Below are 19,035 nucleotides of genomic sequence, written 5' to 3'. Positions count from 1 at the left end.
CATCAGCTTCGCCCGCTGCTCGGCCGTGTAGCCGTTCGACCCGCGCATGTACCGGTCGATGTACGGCCGGATCTCCGGATTCGCGAAGTCGCGCGCGTGCGAATTCAGATAGATGAGCCCCGAGGCCACCGTCTGCTCGATGATGTACTTGATCTTCGTGTAGGCGATCGTGGCGAGAATCTGGTACGCGTTCCCCGGGTCCATGTTCGGCAGCAGATAGTCGCCCTTCCACGGCCGCGGGTCGCGAACCATCGCCTCGGTCAGTGCCCAGAACATGTTGCGCCACGCGAGCACCTCGCCGACGTTCGCCTGCACGCCGCGATAGTCCTTCGTTCCGGCCGCCTCGACGGCCTTCAGCAGCAGGCCCGCGATGAAGTCGAGCTTCACGGCGAGGCGCGTGCAGCCGTGCACGACGAAGCGCGGCAGGAAGCCGGTCTGAGGAAAGAAGTTGTTGGCCTTCTCGACGTCGCCGAAGACGAACAGGTTCTCCCACGGCACGAACACGTTGTCCATGATGAACACGGCGTCGTTCTCGTCGAGGCGCGACGACAACGGCTGATCGAACGGGCTCGCGACCGCCGCGGCGGTCATCTCGTAGGACTTCCGGCAGATGAACTTCACGCCCGGCGCGTTCGTCGGCACCATCAGCACGAGCGCGAACTTCTTGTCCTGGACGGGGATCAGGCCGTGATGCGCGATGAACGTGTAGTTCGTCAAGACCGAGCCGGTGGCCACGACCTTCGCGCCCGACACGTAGATCCCGGCGTCCGTTTCGCGCTCGACGTGGACGCAGATGTCCGCGACCTGATCGGGCGGCTTGTCGCGGTCGACGGGCGGATGGATGATCGCGTGGTTCACGAACGGCACGCGCTCCTGGCAGAACGTGTACCAGCGCTTCGCGTTCTCCTCGAACGGCGCGTAGAACTCCGCGTTGCCGCCGAGCGTGCCGAGAAACGCCGCCTTGTAGTCGGGCGACCGCCCCATCCAGCCGTAGGTGATCCGCTGCCACTCCGCGATCGCGTCGCGCCCGGCGATCGACTCCTCGACCGTTTTCGGCGCTCTGAAGAACGCGTGCGTCTTGCCGTTGCCGTCAGCCGTGTCGGTGGGGAGCAGGATCTTCCCATTGCGCTCCGGGTCGTGCAGCGCGTCGAAGAGGCGCGCGGTCATCCGGGCCGTGTTCCGGAACGCGGGGTGCGTCGTCACGTCGTCGACCCGCTCGCCGTAGATGTAGACCTCGCGTCCGTCCCGCAGCGACTCGAGATACTCCGCTCCGGTCTGCGGGCGGTCGCAACGGACGGCGCCGATCGCCTCCGGCGTTATCGTGCTGCTGCGCCGAGCTGCCATGGTCACCTCCCCTCAGAACGTTTCCGAAGACGCCGTAAGCCCGCCCGGCGCGCGGTCGTCAGGCGCGCCTCGTGCGCTCCGACACCTGATCCAGCACGGCCGCGATCGCGCTCGTTCCTCCACCCGGCGCCATCACGTGCGCACCGGCGACGCCCGGAATCTCGCGCAACCCCTCGATCAGCTCCGCGCAGATCGCGCGGCCTTCCTCCGCGGCGTCCGCCGCGCGCTCGAGGCGCTCGATGACGGACTCCGGCACGTGCACGCCGAACAGATTCTCGTTCATCCAGCGGGCCGACTTCGCCGAGCGGATCGGTCCGACGCCGACGATGATTCCGACCCTTTCCGTGATCCCCTCCTCGTGCAGGCGCCCGATGTAGCGCCGCGCGACGCCGAGATCGAAGCAGAACTGCGTCTGCACGAATCCCGCGCCGGCATCGGCCTTGCCGAGGAGCCCCGCCGGGTTCCAGTCCGGCCCCGGGTCGCGCGGAACGTCGGCACCGCCGATGAAAAAATCCGGCGGCGGATCGATCTTCCGGCCCGACGGCAGGACGCCCTTGTCGCGCATGTCGCGCGCAAGCGCCATCAGCTCGCGGGAATCGAGGTCGTAAACGGGCTTCGCGTCGGGCTGGTCGCCTCCGCGCGGATCGTCCCCGCGAAGGATCAGGAGATTGCGAACGCCGTGCGCGGCCGCGCCGAGCAGGTCGCCGGCGAGCGCGATTCGGTTCCGGTCGCGGCACGTGACCTGCAGGATCGGCTCGTAGCCGTTCGCGGCGAGAATGGCGGCTGCGGCGAAGCTGCTCATCGACGTGCGCCCCGAGGCTGCGTCGGTCACGTTGATCGCATCCACGCGGCTTCCCAGCAGCGCGGCTTCGCCGAGCAGGTGCTCGCCGCTTGCCGACAATGCGGGCACGATCTCCGCGGTCAGCACGAATTCCCGCGCATCGATGCGCTTCTTCAATCCGCTCGTCATCGGTCCGATTTGTCTCCTCGCCGGGCGCCCGCGCCCGGGGCCCGCAGCGCCATCATAACAGCGCACGGGCCCGCGGGCGGGCTAGTGGCAGACCGCGACGGGCGAGATCCGGCGAGCGCCTCGGCCCGCTCCGGTCGGGCGTCACGGTCAGATCGGCAGACCTACGTAGTTTTCCGCGAACGCGGCCTGGGCCCGAGCCGACCCTGCCAGATACTCGAGCTCGGTGAGCTGGATGCGACGCTCGAATGCGCCGTGCCCGGGAAGCTTGTGCAGCAGCGACGTCATCCACCAGGAGAAGCGGACCGCCTTCCAGACTCGGGCGAGACAGCGCCGGGAATAGCCGGCGAGCGCGGCCTCGTCCCCGTTCCGGTAGAACGCGCCGAGCGCATCGGCGAGGTAGTGCACGTCGCTCACCGCGAGGTTGAGGCCCTTTGCGCCGGTCGGCGGAACGATGTGGCCGGCATCGCCGGCGAGGAAGAGGCGGCCGTGCTGCATCGGCTCGGCGACGAAGCTGCGCAGCGGCGCGATGCTCTTCTCGAGCGACGGCCCCGTCTCGAGGCGCTCGGCCGCGTCGCGCGGCAGCCGCCTTCGAAGCTCGTCCCAGAAGCGCTCGTCGCTCCACGCGTCCGCCCGCTCCGTCAGATCGCACTGCACGTAGTAACGACTGCGCGTCCTCGAGCGCATGCTGCAAAGCGCGAAGCCGCGCTCGCCGCTCACGTAGATCAGCTCGTCGGAAACCGGATGCGTATCGGACAGCAGACCCAGCCATCCGAACGGATGCGTCTTCTCGAACACGCGGAGCGTCCCCTCGGGAATCGACTTGCGGCTCACGCCGTGAAAGCCGTCGCAGCCGGCGATGAAGTCGCAATCGACGAGATGCTCCGCGTCGCCGCGTCGGTAGCGGAGCCGCGGCGCGTCCGACTCGACGCCTTCGACGCCGACATCCTCGGCCTCGAAGACGAGCCGGCCGCCGAGCGCTTCCCGCGCATCCATCAGATCCTTCGTGAGCTCCGTCTGGCCGTAAATCGTGACGCACCGCCCGGTGTGCATCGCGAGGTCGATGCGTATACGCTCGTCGCCGAAGCTGATCTCCACCCCGCGATGCGGGAGGCCCTCTCGATCCATGCGCTCGCCGACTCCCGCGCGCCTCAGGATCTCGACGCTGCCCTGCTCGAGCACGCCGGCGCGAATGCGGCCGAGCACGTGCTCGCGGCTGCGCCGCTCGAGCACGACGGAGTCGATGCCCTGCAGGTGCAGCAATTGCGACAGCAGCAGCCCCGAGGGGCCTGCGCCGATGATGCCTACGTGCGTGCGGATGCGGTGCGTGCTCATCTCAGTCGCGGCCATTCTAGCCGACGCGGCCCGAGCCGCGCCGCGCGCCGGCCGACCTCGCGCTAGAATGCCGGGAGGAAGACGGAGGACGCGAGATGGGGATCATGATCGACGGCCGTTGGGTCACGGACGAGAAGGTCGCGTCGCTTCGCTTCCGTGACGGGCGCTTCGAGCGCAACCCGTCCGTGATCCGGAATTGGGTCACCGAGGACGGCTCGGCGGGCCCCACCGGGGAAGGCGGCTTCCAGGCGGAGCCGGGCCGCTACCACCTTTACGTCGCGTTCGGCTGCCCGTGGGCGCACCGCACCCTGATCTTCCGCAAGCTCAAAGGTCTCGAGAGGCACATTTCGGTCTCGTTCGCCATGCCGCGGCGCACGGAGCAAGGTTGGGTGTTCGAGCGCGGCTCATCGCGGTGCGCCGACACGGCTCTCGGCACCGACGCGCTCTGGCAGGTCTACGCCCGCGGCCATCCCGGCTACACCGGCCGGGTAACGGTCCCGGTGCTCTTCGACAAGCGCAGCGGGCGAATCGTCTCCAACGAATCGGCCGACATCATCCGAATGCTGAACTCTGCGTTCGACGCCGTCGGCGCGCGGCCGGTCGACTACTACCCCGAGCCGCTTCGACCCGAGATCGACGCGCTCAACGAGCGCATCTACGAGAACTTCAACAACGGCGTCTACCGGGCGGGCTTCGCGCAGACGCAAGAGGCCTACGAGGAGGCCTTCGACCAGGTCTTCGAGACGATGGACTGGCTCGACCGCCGCCTCGCCGATCGGCGATATCTGTGCGGGGACGCGCAGACGGAAGCCGATTGGCGCCTGTTCCCGACCCTCGCCCGCTTCGACGTCGCTTACCACTACGCCTTCAAATGCAACCTCCGGCGGCTGATCGACTACGAGCACCTGTGGCCGTACGCGCGCGACCTGTACCAAACCGACGGCATCCGCGAGACCGTGTTCTTCGACCTCTACAAGCAGGGCTACTTTTCGCTGAGCGAGCTCAGGAACCCGCTCGGGATCGTTCCCAAGGGCCCGTTGATCGACTTCGACCGCCCGCACGACCGTGCGCGGCTCGCCAGCGCCTCACAGGCCGGCTGACGGGCGCCGGCCGGCAACAGCGGCCGCCGTGACGCGAGGACGGGCCCGCCGCGCGCTGCGCGGCGCCTAAGCGGACGCGGGCTGCTTCTGCAACGCGAGCTCGAGATAAGGCGGAAACTCCACGCCGGTAAAGCGCTTCATGCCTTTCAGGATGCGGTAGATCCGGTGCTTGCTGGCGCTGTGACGCGACTTCTCCGCCGTGAGGTACCACAGATCGATGCGGTCCTCGACGCCGAGGCGACGCGGCTTCAGCAATCGGGCGCGGCCAGGGCAGCGCTTCAAGATGCGCTCGATCTCGCCGATCGTCGCGCCCCGGACTCCGCCGCGCAGCAGCTCGGGCCACGTGACGTCGCCGCTCCAGTACCTCGAGCACTTGCGCGTGAGCCACAATGCCGCGCGCGGCGGCAAATAGTTGATCAGCGGCAGGCCCGTGGTGTGCGTCTCGATCGGAAAGAACCGGTGCGGCGTCTCGCGGAGAAACAGCACGCCGCCGGGCTCGAGCGCGGCCCACAGCTTCGGCAGCAGGCTCTCGCGCTCCTCCGGAAGCAGATGCTCGTAGACGGCGCACAGCACGACGTGGTCGAACCGGCCGAGCCCCGACGGAACCTCGTCTCCGGCCGCCGACAACACGAACTTCGCGTTACGCAGTCCGTAGAAGCGCGCCCGCGCCCGCGCGATCTCGAGCGAATCCTCGTGGATGTCGACACCGATGACGGAAGCGCTGGGGAACATCCGGCACAGCCTGGCGGTCGACGCGCCGGAGCCGCAGCCGAAATCGAGAATCCGCTTGTGCGCGAAGGTTTCTTCGCCGACGTAGCCGAGCAGCGCCCACCGCAGCGCCGCACCCGTGTACGCCGCCGATTCGTCCCTGGCGATCTCGTCGCACAGATAGGACGGCCCCTTCACCTTCAGGATGAGGCGGATGAGCTCGAGGTCGTAGGCCGTCTCCCACCCGGCGAACTTGACGACGAGAGACTCGTCGAGCTTGTGCACGTCGATCCTATTGCGCCCGGACGGCAGCGGCGTGACGATGACTTTCGCGCCCGGTGCCGACAGCTCGACCGGCTTGAGCTCTCGGACATCGACGTCGACTGAGTGCACGCCATTCAGCGTCGCAGCCGCCTGGGGCCTCCTTCGCACATTTTCACGCATCCTGCCGCTCCCGTTTGCGGTATTGACTCGAGCGTTGCAGCACGCCGGCGCTCGCCCTCGTGCTCGGACCCGGGTATGACGCGATCGGGCGTCGCGGGCGCTCGAGGTCACTCCTCGGTTCTTCGTTTTCGAGCGCGGGGCCCCATCACTGCGAGCTTTTGCGCAGCCGGCGCTCCGATCGCTGCCCCGACTCTACTCCCGGCTTTCCTTGCCGAAAAACCGTCGCAATTTTCCTTCTCAGGAAAATCCTGCGTCGCGAAATGGCGACGGCGCTTATCGCGGACAGCGAGCCCGGCATACGGACCCGCAAGCGTCGAGCACCGCGGCAACGAAGGCGCCCGAACGAGACGCTCGATCTCGCGCATGAAACGGGCGGACGCTCCGGCCGCGCTCTCGCCCGCGCGCAGCAGGCGCCCGGGACCGCGCGGCAGCCGGCGTTTCGCGCCCGTCGCCGACTCATCGGCCGCGGCGCTCCGGCCGTCGGCGAGGCCCGCGCGCGTTTGCGCGGGCCTCATCGACCGATACAATGACGGCAGAGGCCTTTGGCTGGACACAGGTGATTGGATGAACAGAAAGGGTTATATGGCAGCGCTCGCCGGCACCTGCGCGGGCATCGCATGGATCGGAACGGCGGCTGCGGCCGAGTGGACCGTCGTCGACGATTCGAGCGCCGTCAAGTTCAGCGCGGTCCAGCAGGGGTCGCGATTCAACGGCGAGTTCGAGGAGTTCGAAGCGACGATCGACTTCGACCCGAGCCACCCCGAAGCGGGCTCGATCGTCGGCGTCGTGCAGATGGCCTCGGTGAACACGCGCGACCACGACCGTGACGCCACGCTCGGCGACCCGGAATGGTTCAATACGAGCGAATATCCGGAGGCGCGCTTCGAGTCTCAAAGCATCGAGAAGACCGACGACGGCGCGTTCGTCGCCGCCGGCGAGCTCACGATCAAGGGCAAAACGAACCCGGCGGAGCTCCGTTTCACGTTCGACACGAGCGACCCTTCGGCCGCGCATTTTCTCGGCACGATGAAGATCGACCGCTTCGATTACAACGTCGGCGAGGGCTGGAACGACACGAGCTTCGTCGGCCAGGACGTCGACGTCGAGGTCGACCTGAGCCTTATGAAGTAGCGGGGCCGGCGACGAGCCGGGCCCGCGGCCGCCGGGCTCCTCAGCGAACGACCGTGCCGATCCGTCCCAAGGAAGGCCAGCTCATCCAGACGAAGAGCGCCTTGCCGACGAGGGCCGACTCCGGCACGCATCCGTGGTACCGGCTGTCCTCGCTGTTGTCGCGGCTGTCGCCCATCATGAAGTAGCACCCGTCCGGCACGACGGGCGGGTTGTACGCGTTCGGGACGTCGGGCGCGCCGGAATCGATTCCCAAATCGAGGATCGCGTGGTCGACGTTCCCGAGGTGCTCGATCAGCACCTTCGCGCCGTCGCCCCGATCCCCCGAATACGGACCGGCTGGCCGAGTGGCGACGGGCCGCCCGTTGATCCAGATCCGGTCGCCCCGAATCACGATCCGGTCGCCCGGCAGCCCCACGACGCGCTTGATCCACCTCTCCTCCGGCGCCCACGGGGGGCGAAACACGACGACGTCGCCGCGCGCAGGCTCTCCCCCATCCAGGACCTCGACATCGAAAAGCGGGAGCCGCACGCCGTAGGCGAATTTATCGACGAAGATGAAATCGCCGATCTCGAGCGTGGGGATCATCGAGCCGGACGGAATGTGGTAAGGCTCCGCGACCGCGGTGCGCACCGTCAGCACCAGCAGCAGCACCGGAAACAGCGACTTCGACCAGTCGACGAGCCATGGATCGGGCGGCGCGCTGCCTTCGCCTCCGTCGCGACGCCGGCGCGCTTCGAAGAAGAAGCGATCGATGGCCCAGATGCTGCCCAGCACCAGCGTCAGCACCAACAACATCGCGCCGTAGTCGATTCCCATGCATACGCTCCCGACGGCCGTGTCCGGCGACGACGGCGCCGCACGAGCCTGTTGCAAAGAACGAGCGGCGGTCCGCTCCGCGGTCGCCCGGGATTCTTCCCGATCGACGCGGCGGCCGCAACTTCGAGCCGGTGCGCGCCGCCGGCTATTCCGAAGGCGCCCCCATCAGCATCCGAGCGAAATAGGTGTACTCGAGCGCGGTGCGGTACGCGAGCTGCTCCTGGTTCGTCGTGCCGCCGTGACCGCCCTCGGTGTTCTCGTAGTAGAAATAGTCGTAGCCGAGCTCCTTCATGCGCGCCGCCGCCTTGCGCGCATGCCCGGGGTGCACGCGGTCGTCCTGGGTCGACGTGTAGAGGAAGACTTTCGGATACGGCTTACCCGCCTCGAGATTCTGGTACGGCGAGTATTCCGAGATGTAGGCCCACTCGTCGGGATTCTCCGGGTCGCCGTACTCGCCGATCCACGAGGCGCCGGCCCCGAGCTTCGTGTAGCGCTTCATGTCGAAGAGCGGCACGCCGCAATCGATCGCGGCGTAAAGCTCCGGGCGCTGCGTCAAAATCGCGCCCATCAGCAGACCGCCGTTCGAGCGGCCCAGCGCGCCTAGCTTCTCCGGGCTCGTGACGCCCGATTCGATCAAATCCTCCGATACGGCGATGAAGTCGTCGATCGCGTTCTGATGCCGCGCCTTCATCGCGCCTTGGTGCCAGGCAGGCCCGTATTCGCCGCCGCCGCGAATGTTCGAGAGCACGAGGACGCCGCCCCGGGAGATCCACATCTTGCCCGCGAGGGCACCGTGCTGCGGGCGGCCGGGGTCCTCGTAGTAGACGGGCAGGATGGAGGTCAGAAAGCCGCCGTAGCCGTATTGCACGGTCGGCGCGTTCCCTCGGGCGAGCACCTCTCTCTTGCCGGCGACGAAGTACGGCACTCTCGTGCCGTCCTTCGACGTCGCGAACCGCTGCTCGACGACGACGTCCGACGCGTCGTAGAACGCCGGTGCCTGCGCGATTCGCTCGACGTCGTTCTCCGGGCCGACGAGGTACAGCGACGTCGGCACGGTCAGGCTCTCGAAAGTGAGCAGCGCGTCGTCCGTGCCGCCGCCGGCCGACACGATCTTGACTACGCCGTTCTCGGGCAGACCGATCCGTTCGGCCGTCCACCCGCCCTCGTCGCGCTCGACGCGCGCCGCCTTTCCGGACACGTCCTCGAGGTACTGGATCAGGACGTCGGATTCGCCGACTGCCACGTCCTGCACGGCCTGAGCTTGCGTCGGTGAGAACACGCGCTCCGCGGCGCCGGACGCGAGATCGTACGCCACGACGCTGCCCTCCGGATACGTGGTCCCGCGATAAGGCCAGGGCTCGCGGAGAAAGAAGAGCGCGCGGCCGTCGAGCACGCCTTCGAGGTCGGCGTTCGGCGGCAGCGGAAGCTTCACTCGCTCGCCGTCGTCGGCGTACCAATACTCGGTCTCGAAGAACGAGACCGCCCGCGCGATGAAGACATAGGCGCGGTCGCCGTCGTGCTCCACGAGCGGAAAGACGCCGACGTCGTGCGTCTCGCCCTCGAACTCGAGCGGGGCCTCGTCCAGCGGCTGCCCGCGGCGTACGCGCACGATCGTGCGGGCGTAGCCGGAATCCGTGAGCGACCCGGGGCCGAGATCGGTGCCGACGAGCAGCGTGTCCTCGTCGACCCAGGCCACGTCCGACTTCGCCTCGGGCAGCATGAAGCCGCCGTCGACGAACGTCTTCGAGGACGTGTCGAATTCCCTGAAGACCGCGGCGTCCTTGCCGCCGCGCGAGACCGCGATCATGCAGCGGCGGTACTCGGGCTCCAGGCAAACGCGGGAGCCCGCGACCCAGTTCTCGCCCTCCTCCCGCGCGAGCCGGTCGTAATCGATCAGCGTTTCCCACCGGGGCGAGCCCGATGTATAGCTCTCGATGCTCGCCCGCCGCCACACGCCGCGCACTCGCGTCGCGTCCTGCCAAAAGTTGTAGACGTATCCGGCGTGAATCGCGCCGAGCGGAATGCGGGCGTCGGAGGTCAGGATCGACAACGCCTCGCGGCGCATCGGCTCGAACCGCGGATCGGCCTCGAGCACGGCGAGCGAGCGCTCGTTCTCGGCCTGCACCCATTCGAGCGCTTCGGGGCCGTCGATCTCCTCGAGCCACAAGTACGGGTCGTCCTGGGCGTGCGCGGCGAGCCCCGCGAGCAGCCCGCCGGCAAGCAGCGCCGCGGCGGGCCGGGCCATTCGCGCTCGCGTGCCCTTTTCGATCGGCGGTGTCGTCATGTTCGCTCCGTCAGCATCGTCAAACTCGAATGCCGGGCGCCGGGAAGCCGGCACAGAACTCTCTGATCTCCGCACGGATCGTCTCGAGCGCAGCCTCGTCGCTCGCGGCCGAGATCGCGCGATCGATCCAATCGGCGATCAGCGGCATCTCGCGCTCCTTCATCCCGCGCGAGGTGATCGACGGCGTGCCGATGCGCAGCCCGCTCGGGTCGAACGGCTTGCGGCGATCGAACGGAATCGTGTTGTAGTTGCACTCGATGCCCGCGCGGTGGAGCGCCTTCGCGGCCGGCTTGCCGTTGATGCCGCGAGGCGTCACGTCGATCAGGATGAGGTGATTGTCCGTCCCGCCCGAGATCAAGTCGAATCCGCGCTCCTTCAGCGCCTCGGCGAGGGCCTTCGCGTTCGCAACGACCTGGTGCGCGTAGCGCTTGAAGTCGTCGCCAGCCGCTTCCTTCAACGCGACGGCGATCGCGGCCGTCGTGTGATTGTGCGGACCGCCCTGAAGTCCCGGGAAGACCGCGCGGTCGATCTCCTTCGCGTACTCGGCATCGCAAAGGATCATGCCGCCGCGAGGCCCGCGCAGCGTCTTGTGCGTCGTCGTCGTCACGATCTTCGCGTGCGGAAAGGGGCTCGGGTGGGCGCCCGCGGCGACGAGACCGGCGATGTGCGCGATGTCGGCGACGAGGATCGCGCCCACGGCATCCGCGACCCGCGCGAAGCCCTCGAAATCCCACAAGCGCGGATACGCCGTCCCGCCGCACATGATCATCTTCGGCCGCGCCTTGCGCGCGAGGGCTTCGACGTGGTCGAGATCGACGCGATGCGTCTCGCGGTCGACCTCGTATTGGACGGACCGGTAGTGAATGCCGGAGAAATTCACGCCCCAGCCGTGCGTCAGGTGGCCGCCGAAAGGCAGGCCGAGCCCCATCACGGTCTCGCCGGGCTTCACGAGAGCGAGGTAGACGGCCTGGTTCGCCGGCGAGCCGGAGTACGGCTGGACGTTCGCGTGCTCCGCGCCGAAAAGCGCCTTCGCGCGCTCGATCGCGAGCCTCTCCACCTGGTCGATGTAGTCCTGGCCCTCGTAGTAGCGCCGGCCCGGATATCCCTCCGAGTACTTGTTGTTCAGGATCGAGCCGGTCGCCTCCATCACCGCCTGCGAGGCGTAATTCTCGGACGGGATCAGCCGGATGTATTCGGCTTGTCTGCGAGTCTCCTCGAGGATCAGCGCGTGGATTTCCGGGTCCGTGGCGGCAAGGGCGGGCATCTCGGACATATGGCTCCTCTGCTTGACGAGTCCTTGGCAAATGGCGGCGGCGGGCCCGCCGGCGGGGAGCGCCATTCTAACGAAACGGCACCGGTGCGGAAAAAGGCGCCCCGGGGGCTCTCTCCGCGTGCGCCGCGGAAGCGCGTTGTCGCAATCGTACAACATGGACGGGCGCCGCGGTCGCCGGTGACATAACGCCGGCTGCGCATCGGCCGGTCGCCGGAAATGCGTACGAATTCACGTTTTTTTCACCCGCCGAGTCCCGGTGCGATGCGCCCGAGGGCGAGTGCCGGCGCGGGCTTTCGGCCGATCGGTGCGGAAAGGCAACCGCGGCGAAGGCATTGCGACGGCGGTCACATCGACGGCCCATGCGGCGCGGCTAGGATTCCGCGCCCGCCCAATCAGGATGCGGCCAAGGGAGAAGGAAATGGGAATTCGGAAGTTGTTGTTTGCCGGCGCGATGCTGCCGCTCGCCGCCGTCGCGCAGGAGCAGAGCCTGGACTACACGTACGTCGAGGCGACGTACACGAGCGTCGAGGAGGACTTCGGTCTGGTGGACATCGACGGCAACGGCTTCGGCGTCAAGGGCTCGTTGGCGGTGTCGGACAGCGTTTTCCTGTTCGCTGGCTACGCGACCGAAGACTACGATGATGTCGACGTCGACGGCACCAAGTACGACCTCGGCGCCGGCATGCGTTGGGGGCTGAACCCCCGGCTCGATCTCGTCGGCGAGCTGGCCTGGATGCACGCCGAGGCGGACGCCGGCGCGATCAGCGCCGATGACGACGGCCTCGGGCTCGGCGTCGGCCTGCGCAGCCGCGTGCACGACGACATCGAGCTTCAGGGCGGCCTCCGCTACGTCGATTTCGACGACTCGGATACGTTCCTGTCGTTCGGCGGCCGTTATTACTTCACCGACAGCGTCGCGGCCGGCTTCGGGCTCGACTTCAACGACGACTGGACCGGCTGGAACCTCGGCATCCGCGCCGAGTTCGGTAACTGAGTCACTGACCCTCCCGGCCGGCCGCGCCGTCGCGCGCGCCGGCGCCGGATCTCGCCGCGAGCGGCCTCCTCGGCCCTCGCGGCGTTCTTTTTTCTGCCGGCTCGGAAATCCGCGTCGATTCGGTTCGGCTTGAACGCGCGGCGCCCATACAATGCGGCACGATGATCGCGCCGCCTTTCGCGTCGTCCTGGAAAAAGCTGGGAAGCTCGTGTCCGGCGCCGTTCGTCGTGCTCGCCGCGATCCTTCCCGTCGTGACGGCCGCGGCGTTGCCTCCGGTGCCCGTGCCCGCAGCGAACCCGATCACCGAGCCGAAGCGGGTGCTCGGCAAGATCCTGTTCTGGGACGAGCAGCTCTCGAGCGACAACACGGTCGCGTGCGGAACCTGCCACCGTCCGGCGAGCGGCGGCGCGGACCCTCGCGCCGGACGACATCCCGGGCGGGACCCGGGAACCGTCGACGACGTGCTCGGCTCGCCCGGGATCGCGAGTCTCGATGCGCTCGGGCAGCCGCTCGACGACCCGCTCTTCGGGCGCGCACCTCGAGTGACCGGCCGCACGAGCCCGTCGAATTTCGGCGCGCTGTGGGCGGAAGAGCTCTTCTGGGACGGCCGCGTCGGCGGCCGCTTCATGGATCCGAGCACCGGCGCCGTGCTGATCGACCGGCACGGCGCGCTCGAGGGCCAGGTCGTCGCCACGCTGATGAACGACGCGGAGATGGCCAAAGCCGGGCGCACGTGGAAAGAGCTCACGACGAAGCTCGGTCGCGTCGAGCCGCTCGCGCTCGCCACGGATTTGCCCGCTGACGTCGCGGCCGCTCTGCGCTCGCACGACGGGTACCCCTCTCTCTTCGCGCACGCGTTCGGCGATCCGGCGATCACGCCCGCGCGCATCGCGTTCGCGATCGCGACCTACGAGCGCACTCTCGTCGCCGACCGCACGCCCTGGGATCGCTATCGCGCGGGCGATGCCGACGCGATGAGCGAAAGCGAGATCTACGGCTGGGAAGCGTTTCAGTCGCTGCGCTGCGCGAATTGCCACACCCCGCCGCTCTTCACGAACAACGATTTCTTCAACATCGGCGTGCGCCCCGCGGAGTACGACCTCGGCCGCGGGGCGGTCACCGGCGACCCGGAAGATGCGGGCGACATGAAGGTGCCGAGCCTGCGCAACGTGGGACTGCGCAAGCGCTTCATGCACACCGGGCAATTCGCGCATCTCGGCGCGGCGATAGGCTTCTACGTCGCGGGAACGCCGTTCCCCGAGCGCGACGACATCCCGGGCGCGGGCACGTACACGTTCAACATGAGCTCGATCACGGAGCGGGACATTCTCGCATTCCTCGAGAACGCGCTGACCGACCCGCGCGTGCGCGACGAGCGCTTTCCGTTCGACCGTCCGCGCCTGCGCAGCGAACGGCATCCGGACGACACGGCGCCGCCGGAACGGCCTTCCGAGCTCACCGCCGCGATCACCGCGGGCGGCGTGCGGCTTCGCTGGCGGGAGCCGGCCGACGACACCGGCGTGGTCGACTACGTGCTCGAGCGCGACGGCCGCGTGATCGCGCTGCCGACGCGCTCCTCCTACATCGATCCCGAAGGCGCGCCCGGCGCACGCTATCGCCTGACCGCCCGCGACGCCGCCGCGAACCGCTCGCCGCCCGCCGTCGCAGAGGTGCATTAGAGGTGCCGGGCACGCCATGACGCTCGCGAAGCCTCGCAACACCGGCCTCCGCCGCGTCTTCGACGCGACGCTGTTCTCGCTCGCCGGCCTGCGCGCGGCGTGGCTCCACGAGCCCGCGTTCAGACAGGAGTGCATTGCCGCGGCGTTCCTGATCCCGGCCGCCGCGTGGGTCGGCACGAGCGCCGTGGAGAAGCTCATGCTGATCGGCTCCTGCCTCCTCGTGCTGATCGTTGAGCTGCTGAACTCGGCCGTCGAGGCGGCCGTGGATCGCGTCGGGACCGACCGCCATCTGCTCGCGGCACGGGCGAAGGACCTCGGCTCGGCCGCGGTCTTCATGAGCCTGGTGCTCGCGGCCGTGGTCTGGGGCGTCTTGCTGTGGGAACGGCTCCGCTAGGCCCGTGCTGCTTCGCCGCCCGCCCCGCCCCGCCTCTCCGCCGGTGACGCGCGCTCCGCGACGCCGTGGAGGACGAAGGTGACTGCCGTCGTCAACGCGCTGCTCGCGCTGCTGCTCGGCACGTGCCTGATCGTCGCCGGCAGCGGATTGCTCGGCACTGCGCTCGCGCTGCGCGCCGACCAGCTGGGCTTCTCCAGCACGCTCACCGGTCTCGTGATGTCCGCGTATTTCGTCGGCTACGTCGTCGGCACGTACGTCTGCCCGAAGATCGTTCGGGACGCGGGCCACGTACGCGCGTTCTCCGCGTTCGCGGCGACCGCGGCGTCGGCCGTGCTGCTGCATCCGCTGCTGATCGACGCGGCCGTCTGGGCCGCGCTGCGTTTCGTGACCGGCGGGTGCATGGTCGGGCTCTACATGGTGATCGAGAGCTGGCTGAACGAGCGCGCGACGAACGAGGCGCGCGGGCGCGTCTTCGCGCTCTATCAGGTCATCTCGCTGGTCGCGCTCGCCGGCGGACAATATCTGATCCTGCTCGGCGCCGACTCGATCAGCACCGCCTTCATCATCGCCGGCGCGCTGCTGTCGATCGGGCTCGTGCCGGTCGTGCTGACGCGCGTCCCTCACCCGGCCCTGATCTCGTCCGTGCAGCTCGATCTCGCGCGGCTGTGGAGAATCTCGCCGCTCGGCGTCGCCGGCACGCTGGTGGCGGGCCTCGCGAACGGCGCGTTCTTCGCGCTCGGGCCCGTCTTCGCGACGCGCGTCGGCCTCGGCACGGGCCAGGTGGCCCTGTTCATGAGCCTCGTGCTGCTCGGCGGCGTCGCCCTCCAGTGGCCGATCGGTCAAGCCTCCGACCGCTGGGACCGGCGCACGGTCATCCTGACCGTGGCGCTCGGCGCCGCGCTGTTCGCAGCGCTCGCGCTGATGCTCGCCCGCCAATCGGTGCCCGGCCTGCTCGCGCTGATGTTCCTCTACGGCGGCGGCGCATTCAGCCTCTACCCGCTCTGCGTGGCCCACGCGAACGATTTCGCGGCGCCGGCCGATTTCGTCGCGACCGCGAGCGGCCTGCTGCTCGTCTACGGCATCGGCGCCGCCGCGGGGCCGCTGCTCGCCGGACCGCTGATCCAATATCTCGCCGGGTATGGATATCTTGGGTTCCTCGCGGCGATGCAGAGCGCCCTTGCGGTCTTCATCCTCGTGCGAATGCGGCTGCGGCGCGCGCGCCCGCCGGAGGAGCAGGAGCCGTTCGTCATGCTCGCACGCACGTCCCAGAGCGCGCTCGAGATGATCGCGCCGGCCGACGAGCCGGGCACACCATCGCAGCCGTGAGCGCGCGGACGATGGCACGATCCTTGCTCATGCCGATATGGGCAGGAGCGGCGGCCGCGTCCAAATCGTCTCCCCCCCGATTTTCCCCCGATGCGCCGTCGCTCTTGCCTCTCCCTTCTCTCCGACGTCGCACGGCACCCCGGCGCCTTGGTTCTGGCAGAATCCGTCGACCCGTCCGGCGGCGAGACTTTCGCTCGCCTGCTCGGACGTCCGTTGCGTCACGGGTGATCGATTGAGCTTGGACATCGACGAGCGCGCGGGCTGGCCGGAGGAGCTTCTCGACCTGCTGCGGCGGTATCCGCGCGAAACCTGGAGAGCGCGCGGCTCCGCGATCGCGCAGTTCTGGCTGGAACGGCACGACGCGTTTCGCCGCCAGTGCGATGCGCTCGAGTCCTTGGCCGCCGAATACCGGGCCGAGCGGCTCGACGCGCGGCGATTCGCGGCGAGCACCGCGCCCGCATTGCAGAATCTGCTTGCGCATCTGCACGGCCACCATCAGATCGAAGATTTTCACTACTTCCCATATTTTCGAGCGGCCGAGCCGAGCCTCGCGCGAGGCTTCGAGACGCTCGAGCGCGATCACCAGACGCTGCACGCGGGAATGGCGGCGGTCGTGGAAGCGGTCAACGCACTGCTCGGCGCCGTCGCGGCATCCGAGCACGATCGCCACCACGTGCGCGGCGCGGCCGAGCGCTACTCGGACGCGAGCCTGCTGCTGATTCGCCGGCTCGCGCGCCACCTCGACGACGAGGAAGACTTGATCATTCCGCTGATGCTGGATCGGGGCTGAGCCGGCCGCGCTCCCGCGCATCGGGGCCGGAGCCGTCGTCGGAGTCCACGGACGGGCGCCGCAATCCCGTTCGCGTGGGCCGCGTCAGCTCTCCCACATCACGTCGGCATGCCGCTCCACCGCGGCCTCGAGCAGCTCGATCAGCGGCAACGCACGGTTGGCAAGGCTCACGGGCGGCTCCTGCTCGTCGTCGGGCCGCTCGTCCCGGGGCTCGGCCGCCGCTCTGCTCTTCTCCTCGGCGACGGCCCGCTTCAGCCGCTCGAGCGCGGCCGGCACGTCGTCGGCGAGGATCGCGCTCGGGACGGTGCCGCTGTGGCCCATCATCCGCAGGAGCTTCACGGCCACGTCCCCGAACATCGTGATATTCGCGTATGCTTTGGTCTTGAAGGTCACCAGCATCGTGATTCGACTTTTTCGTCGTCCGCAACTTTCGCGCGTCCGCCCTATCTCAATATTCGTGCCGGGGCGGTGTCAAGCGTAGGAGGTCAGGCGCCATGCATGCAGCGAAGCTTTGGGTCGGCTGCGCGCTCGCGGCGTTTGCGGCGGTCGCGGCGACCGCCGACGCCCGGGACGTCTTTCGTTGCAACGGCTCGATCGTCGACACCGGTATGACCGCTTCCGAGGTGCTCGCGAGGTGCGGCGAGCCGGATTCACGGGAGGTCTCGTCGGTGCCGATCAGAGCCCGCGGCGTGCTCGGCGCCACATACGTCGTCGGCACGACCTCGGTCGAATATTGGACCTACGACCGCTCGCCGGGGCAGTTCCGCGCTTACCTCGTTTTCGACCAAGGCCGGCTGCGCGACATCGACCTGCTCGATCGGCGCTGACGCGCCCGCGCTCGCCGACGCACCGGTCGTCTCGAGTCGCGCGCCGCGCTGCGGGTGCGACCGCGCACGGCCCGCTTGCGCCGCGGGGACCGGCCGATCGTCGATCACGACGCGCACGAGCTCGCGCGACGCCCTGTGCCTCAACCGCAGCACGAGAATCGCGGCCACGGCCGCCAGCCCGAGCACGAGGCCCCACCACAGACCGACGGCGCCGAGATCGACGCCGAAGCCGAGCACGAGGCTCGCCGGGATCCCGCAGCACCAGAAACCCACGACGTTGACGATCATCGGAACGCGGGTATCGCCGAGACCGCGCAGCAGCCCGAGCGAGACGACCTGCAATCCGTCGAAGATCTGGAACACGCCCGCAATCGGCAGCAGCACCGCGGCCAGCGCGAGAACCGCGGCATCGCTCGTATACAGCGCCGCGAGCCGGCCGGGCGCGCCGATGAACAGCGCGGCGGTGAGCGACATGAACGCGGCGCCGACGAGAAGCGCGGCGAGCATCGCCCGCCGAACGCCGGGCGCGTCCTGCCTCCCGACCGCGTGGCCGATGATCACGGCCGCCGCGGACGAGACGCCGAGCGGAACCATGAAGGTCAACGACGCGAGATTGATCGCGACTTGATGCGCCGCGACCTCGACGACGCCGAGCCGCCCCATCAGCAGCGCGACCGCCGCGAAAGCGCCGAACTCGAGCATCATCTGCGCGCCGATCGGAGCGCCGATCCACAGCATCCGCCCGAGCGGCTTCGGGTCGAGCACGTGCGGCGCGACGCGCCGCAAGTGGGCGCTCAGGTGCCGCCCGCCGAGCGCGAGCAGCTGAAGAGCCATCACCCAGCGGCTGATGCACGTCGCCCACGCCGAGCCGAGCACGCCGAGCTCCGGAAACCCGAAGTGGCCGAAGATCAAAACGTAATTCAACGCGGCGTTCACGACGTTCGCCGCCACGATCGTCACGACGATCGGCGCGGTGCGCCGGTGCGCCTGCAGCGTCTGACGCAGGACGACGAACGCGTAGAACGGCCACACGCCGGGCAGGACTCGATACACGTAACCCGCGGCGAGCGGCACCACCTCCGGCGGCTGCCCGGCGAGCGTCAGCACGGGCTCCACGGTCGTCAGCAGGAGCGAGATCGGCACGGTCAGCACGGCCGACAGCACGAGCCCGCGCTGAAGCGCCCGGCCGACCGCCTCCTCGTCGCGTGCGCCGAGCGCCTGCGACACGATCGGGTCGAGCCCGAGCAGCACACCGAGCCCGAAGATCATGATCCCGAAGCTGTACAGGTTGGCGAGCGCGACCGCGGCGAGCGCGACCGCAGAGAGGCGGCCGACCATGATCGTGTCCACCACGCCCATCAGCATCATGCCGACCTGGATCAGCACGATCGGAGCGGCGAGCTTCAGCAGATCCGCAAGATCTGCGGCGCTCGGACGATGACGGGTCCGCGGGCTCATGGCGAACGGCTTGCTTGGGACGAGCGCCTCTCGGCGTCAGCCCCGTTTGGCGGATCAGGGAGCCGCGTGAACGCGGCGGCCGGAAGCGGGTATCGTGAAGCGGCGCCGGCGCGGCGTCAATTCGTGCGGCCGCCGGTCAAGCCGGGCCGCACGCCGCATCGCGG

The 19,035-nt window shown here is 68.7% G+C and carries 16 protein-coding genes; 7 read left to right on the top strand and 9 right to left on the bottom strand.

Features of this window, described 5'->3' with window-relative positions; translation table 11 throughout:
- From VF329_11960 to pobA, 3 genes are all read right to left on the bottom strand, one after another.
- A partial coding sequence (locus VF329_11960) for a 4-hydroxyphenylacetate 3-hydroxylase N-terminal domain-containing protein (protein HEX7081721.1) occupies positions 1-1,344 on the bottom strand: 1,344 nt, incomplete at its 3' end.
- Between the two features lie 58 nt (positions 1,345-1,402).
- Complete coding sequence (locus VF329_11955) at positions 1,403-2,314, bottom strand: methylenetetrahydrofolate reductase (GenBank protein ID HEX7081720.1); 912 nt, start codon at positions 2,312-2,314, stop codon at positions 1,403-1,405.
- A gap of 147 nt (positions 2,315-2,461) precedes the next feature.
- A complete protein-coding gene (gene pobA, locus VF329_11950; GenBank protein ID HEX7081719.1) occupies positions 2,462-3,646 on the bottom strand; it encodes a 4-hydroxybenzoate 3-monooxygenase in 1,185 nt (394 codons plus the stop codon).
- A gap of 95 nt (positions 3,647-3,741) precedes the next feature.
- Here pobA and VF329_11945 point away from each other — a divergent pair, with 95 nt between their 5' ends.
- Positions 3,742-4,746, top strand: a complete 1,005-nt coding sequence (locus VF329_11945) for a glutathione S-transferase family protein (protein HEX7081718.1) — start codon at positions 3,742-3,744, stop codon at positions 4,744-4,746.
- A gap of 66 nt (positions 4,747-4,812) precedes the next feature.
- Here VF329_11945 and VF329_11940 read toward each other — a convergent pair whose 3' ends face one another.
- Entirely contained in the window at positions 4,813-5,847 is a 1,035-nt protein-coding gene (locus tag VF329_11940; protein ID HEX7081717.1) for a class I SAM-dependent methyltransferase, read from the bottom strand.
- A 633-nt stretch (positions 5,848-6,480) separates the two neighbouring features.
- Between VF329_11940 and VF329_11935 the strand changes: the two genes are divergently transcribed.
- Positions 6,481-7,029 (top strand): YceI family protein, encoded by a 549-nt coding sequence (locus tag VF329_11935; protein HEX7081716.1) that lies wholly within the window; start codon positions 6,481-6,483, stop codon positions 7,027-7,029.
- A 40-nt stretch (positions 7,030-7,069) separates the two neighbouring features.
- On the opposite strand, the gene lepB is transcribed toward VF329_11935, so the two are convergent.
- The 3 genes from lepB to glyA form a co-directional block, all read right to left on the bottom strand.
- A complete protein-coding gene (lepB, locus tag VF329_11930) occupies positions 7,070-7,846 on the bottom strand; it encodes a signal peptidase I (protein HEX7081715.1) in 777 nt (258 codons plus the stop codon).
- 145 nt (positions 7,847-7,991) lie between these two features.
- Complete coding sequence (locus VF329_11925) at positions 7,992-10,130, bottom strand: prolyl oligopeptidase family serine peptidase (GenBank protein HEX7081714.1); 2,139 nt, start codon at positions 10,128-10,130, stop codon at positions 7,992-7,994.
- A gap of 19 nt (positions 10,131-10,149) precedes the next feature.
- Positions 10,150-11,403, bottom strand: coding sequence for a serine hydroxymethyltransferase (glyA, locus tag VF329_11920; GenBank protein HEX7081713.1), 1,254 nt, complete (start codon positions 11,401-11,403; stop codon positions 10,150-10,152).
- A 418-nt stretch (positions 11,404-11,821) separates the two neighbouring features.
- Between glyA and VF329_11915 the strand changes: the two genes are divergently transcribed.
- The 5 genes from VF329_11915 to VF329_11895 all read left to right on the top strand — a co-directional run bounded on the left by VF329_11915 (position 11,822) and on the right by VF329_11895 (position 16,586).
- Complete coding sequence (locus VF329_11915) at positions 11,822-12,397, top strand: outer membrane beta-barrel protein (protein ID HEX7081712.1); 576 nt, start codon at positions 11,822-11,824, stop codon at positions 12,395-12,397.
- Between the two features lie 161 nt (positions 12,398-12,558).
- On the top strand, positions 12,559-14,076 hold the full coding sequence (locus VF329_11910; protein ID HEX7081711.1) for a cytochrome c peroxidase: 1,518 nt from the start codon (positions 12,559-12,561) through the stop codon (positions 14,074-14,076).
- Between the two features lie 16 nt (positions 14,077-14,092).
- Complete coding sequence (locus tag VF329_11905) at positions 14,093-14,470, top strand: diacylglycerol kinase (protein ID HEX7081710.1); 378 nt, start codon at positions 14,093-14,095, stop codon at positions 14,468-14,470.
- A gap of 78 nt (positions 14,471-14,548) precedes the next feature.
- A complete protein-coding gene (locus VF329_11900; protein HEX7081709.1) occupies positions 14,549-15,796 on the top strand; it encodes an MFS transporter in 1,248 nt (415 codons plus the stop codon).
- 232 nt (positions 15,797-16,028) lie between these two features.
- A complete protein-coding gene (locus VF329_11895; protein ID HEX7081708.1) occupies positions 16,029-16,586 on the top strand; it encodes a hemerythrin domain-containing protein in 558 nt (185 codons plus the stop codon).
- Between the two features lie 84 nt (positions 16,587-16,670).
- Here the strand turns inward: VF329_11895 and VF329_11890 are convergent, their stop codons facing one another.
- Positions 16,671-16,985 (bottom strand): DUF1840 domain-containing protein, encoded by a 315-nt coding sequence (locus VF329_11890; GenBank protein ID HEX7081707.1) that lies wholly within the window; start codon positions 16,983-16,985, stop codon positions 16,671-16,673.
- A 251-nt stretch (positions 16,986-17,236) separates the two neighbouring features.
- The gene (locus VF329_11885; protein HEX7081706.1) at positions 17,237-18,871 is read right to left on the bottom strand and encodes an MATE family efflux transporter; all 1,635 of its coding nucleotides are present in this window, start codon (positions 18,869-18,871) and stop codon (positions 17,237-17,239) included.
- Between the last annotated feature and the right edge of the window lie 164 nt (positions 18,872-19,035).

This window comes from Gammaproteobacteria bacterium (assembly GCA_036381015.1).
Lineage (GTDB): Bacteria > Pseudomonadota > Gammaproteobacteria > Steroidobacterales > Rariloculaceae > ZC4RG20.
This window is presented reverse-complemented; position numbering and strand designations above follow the sequence as displayed.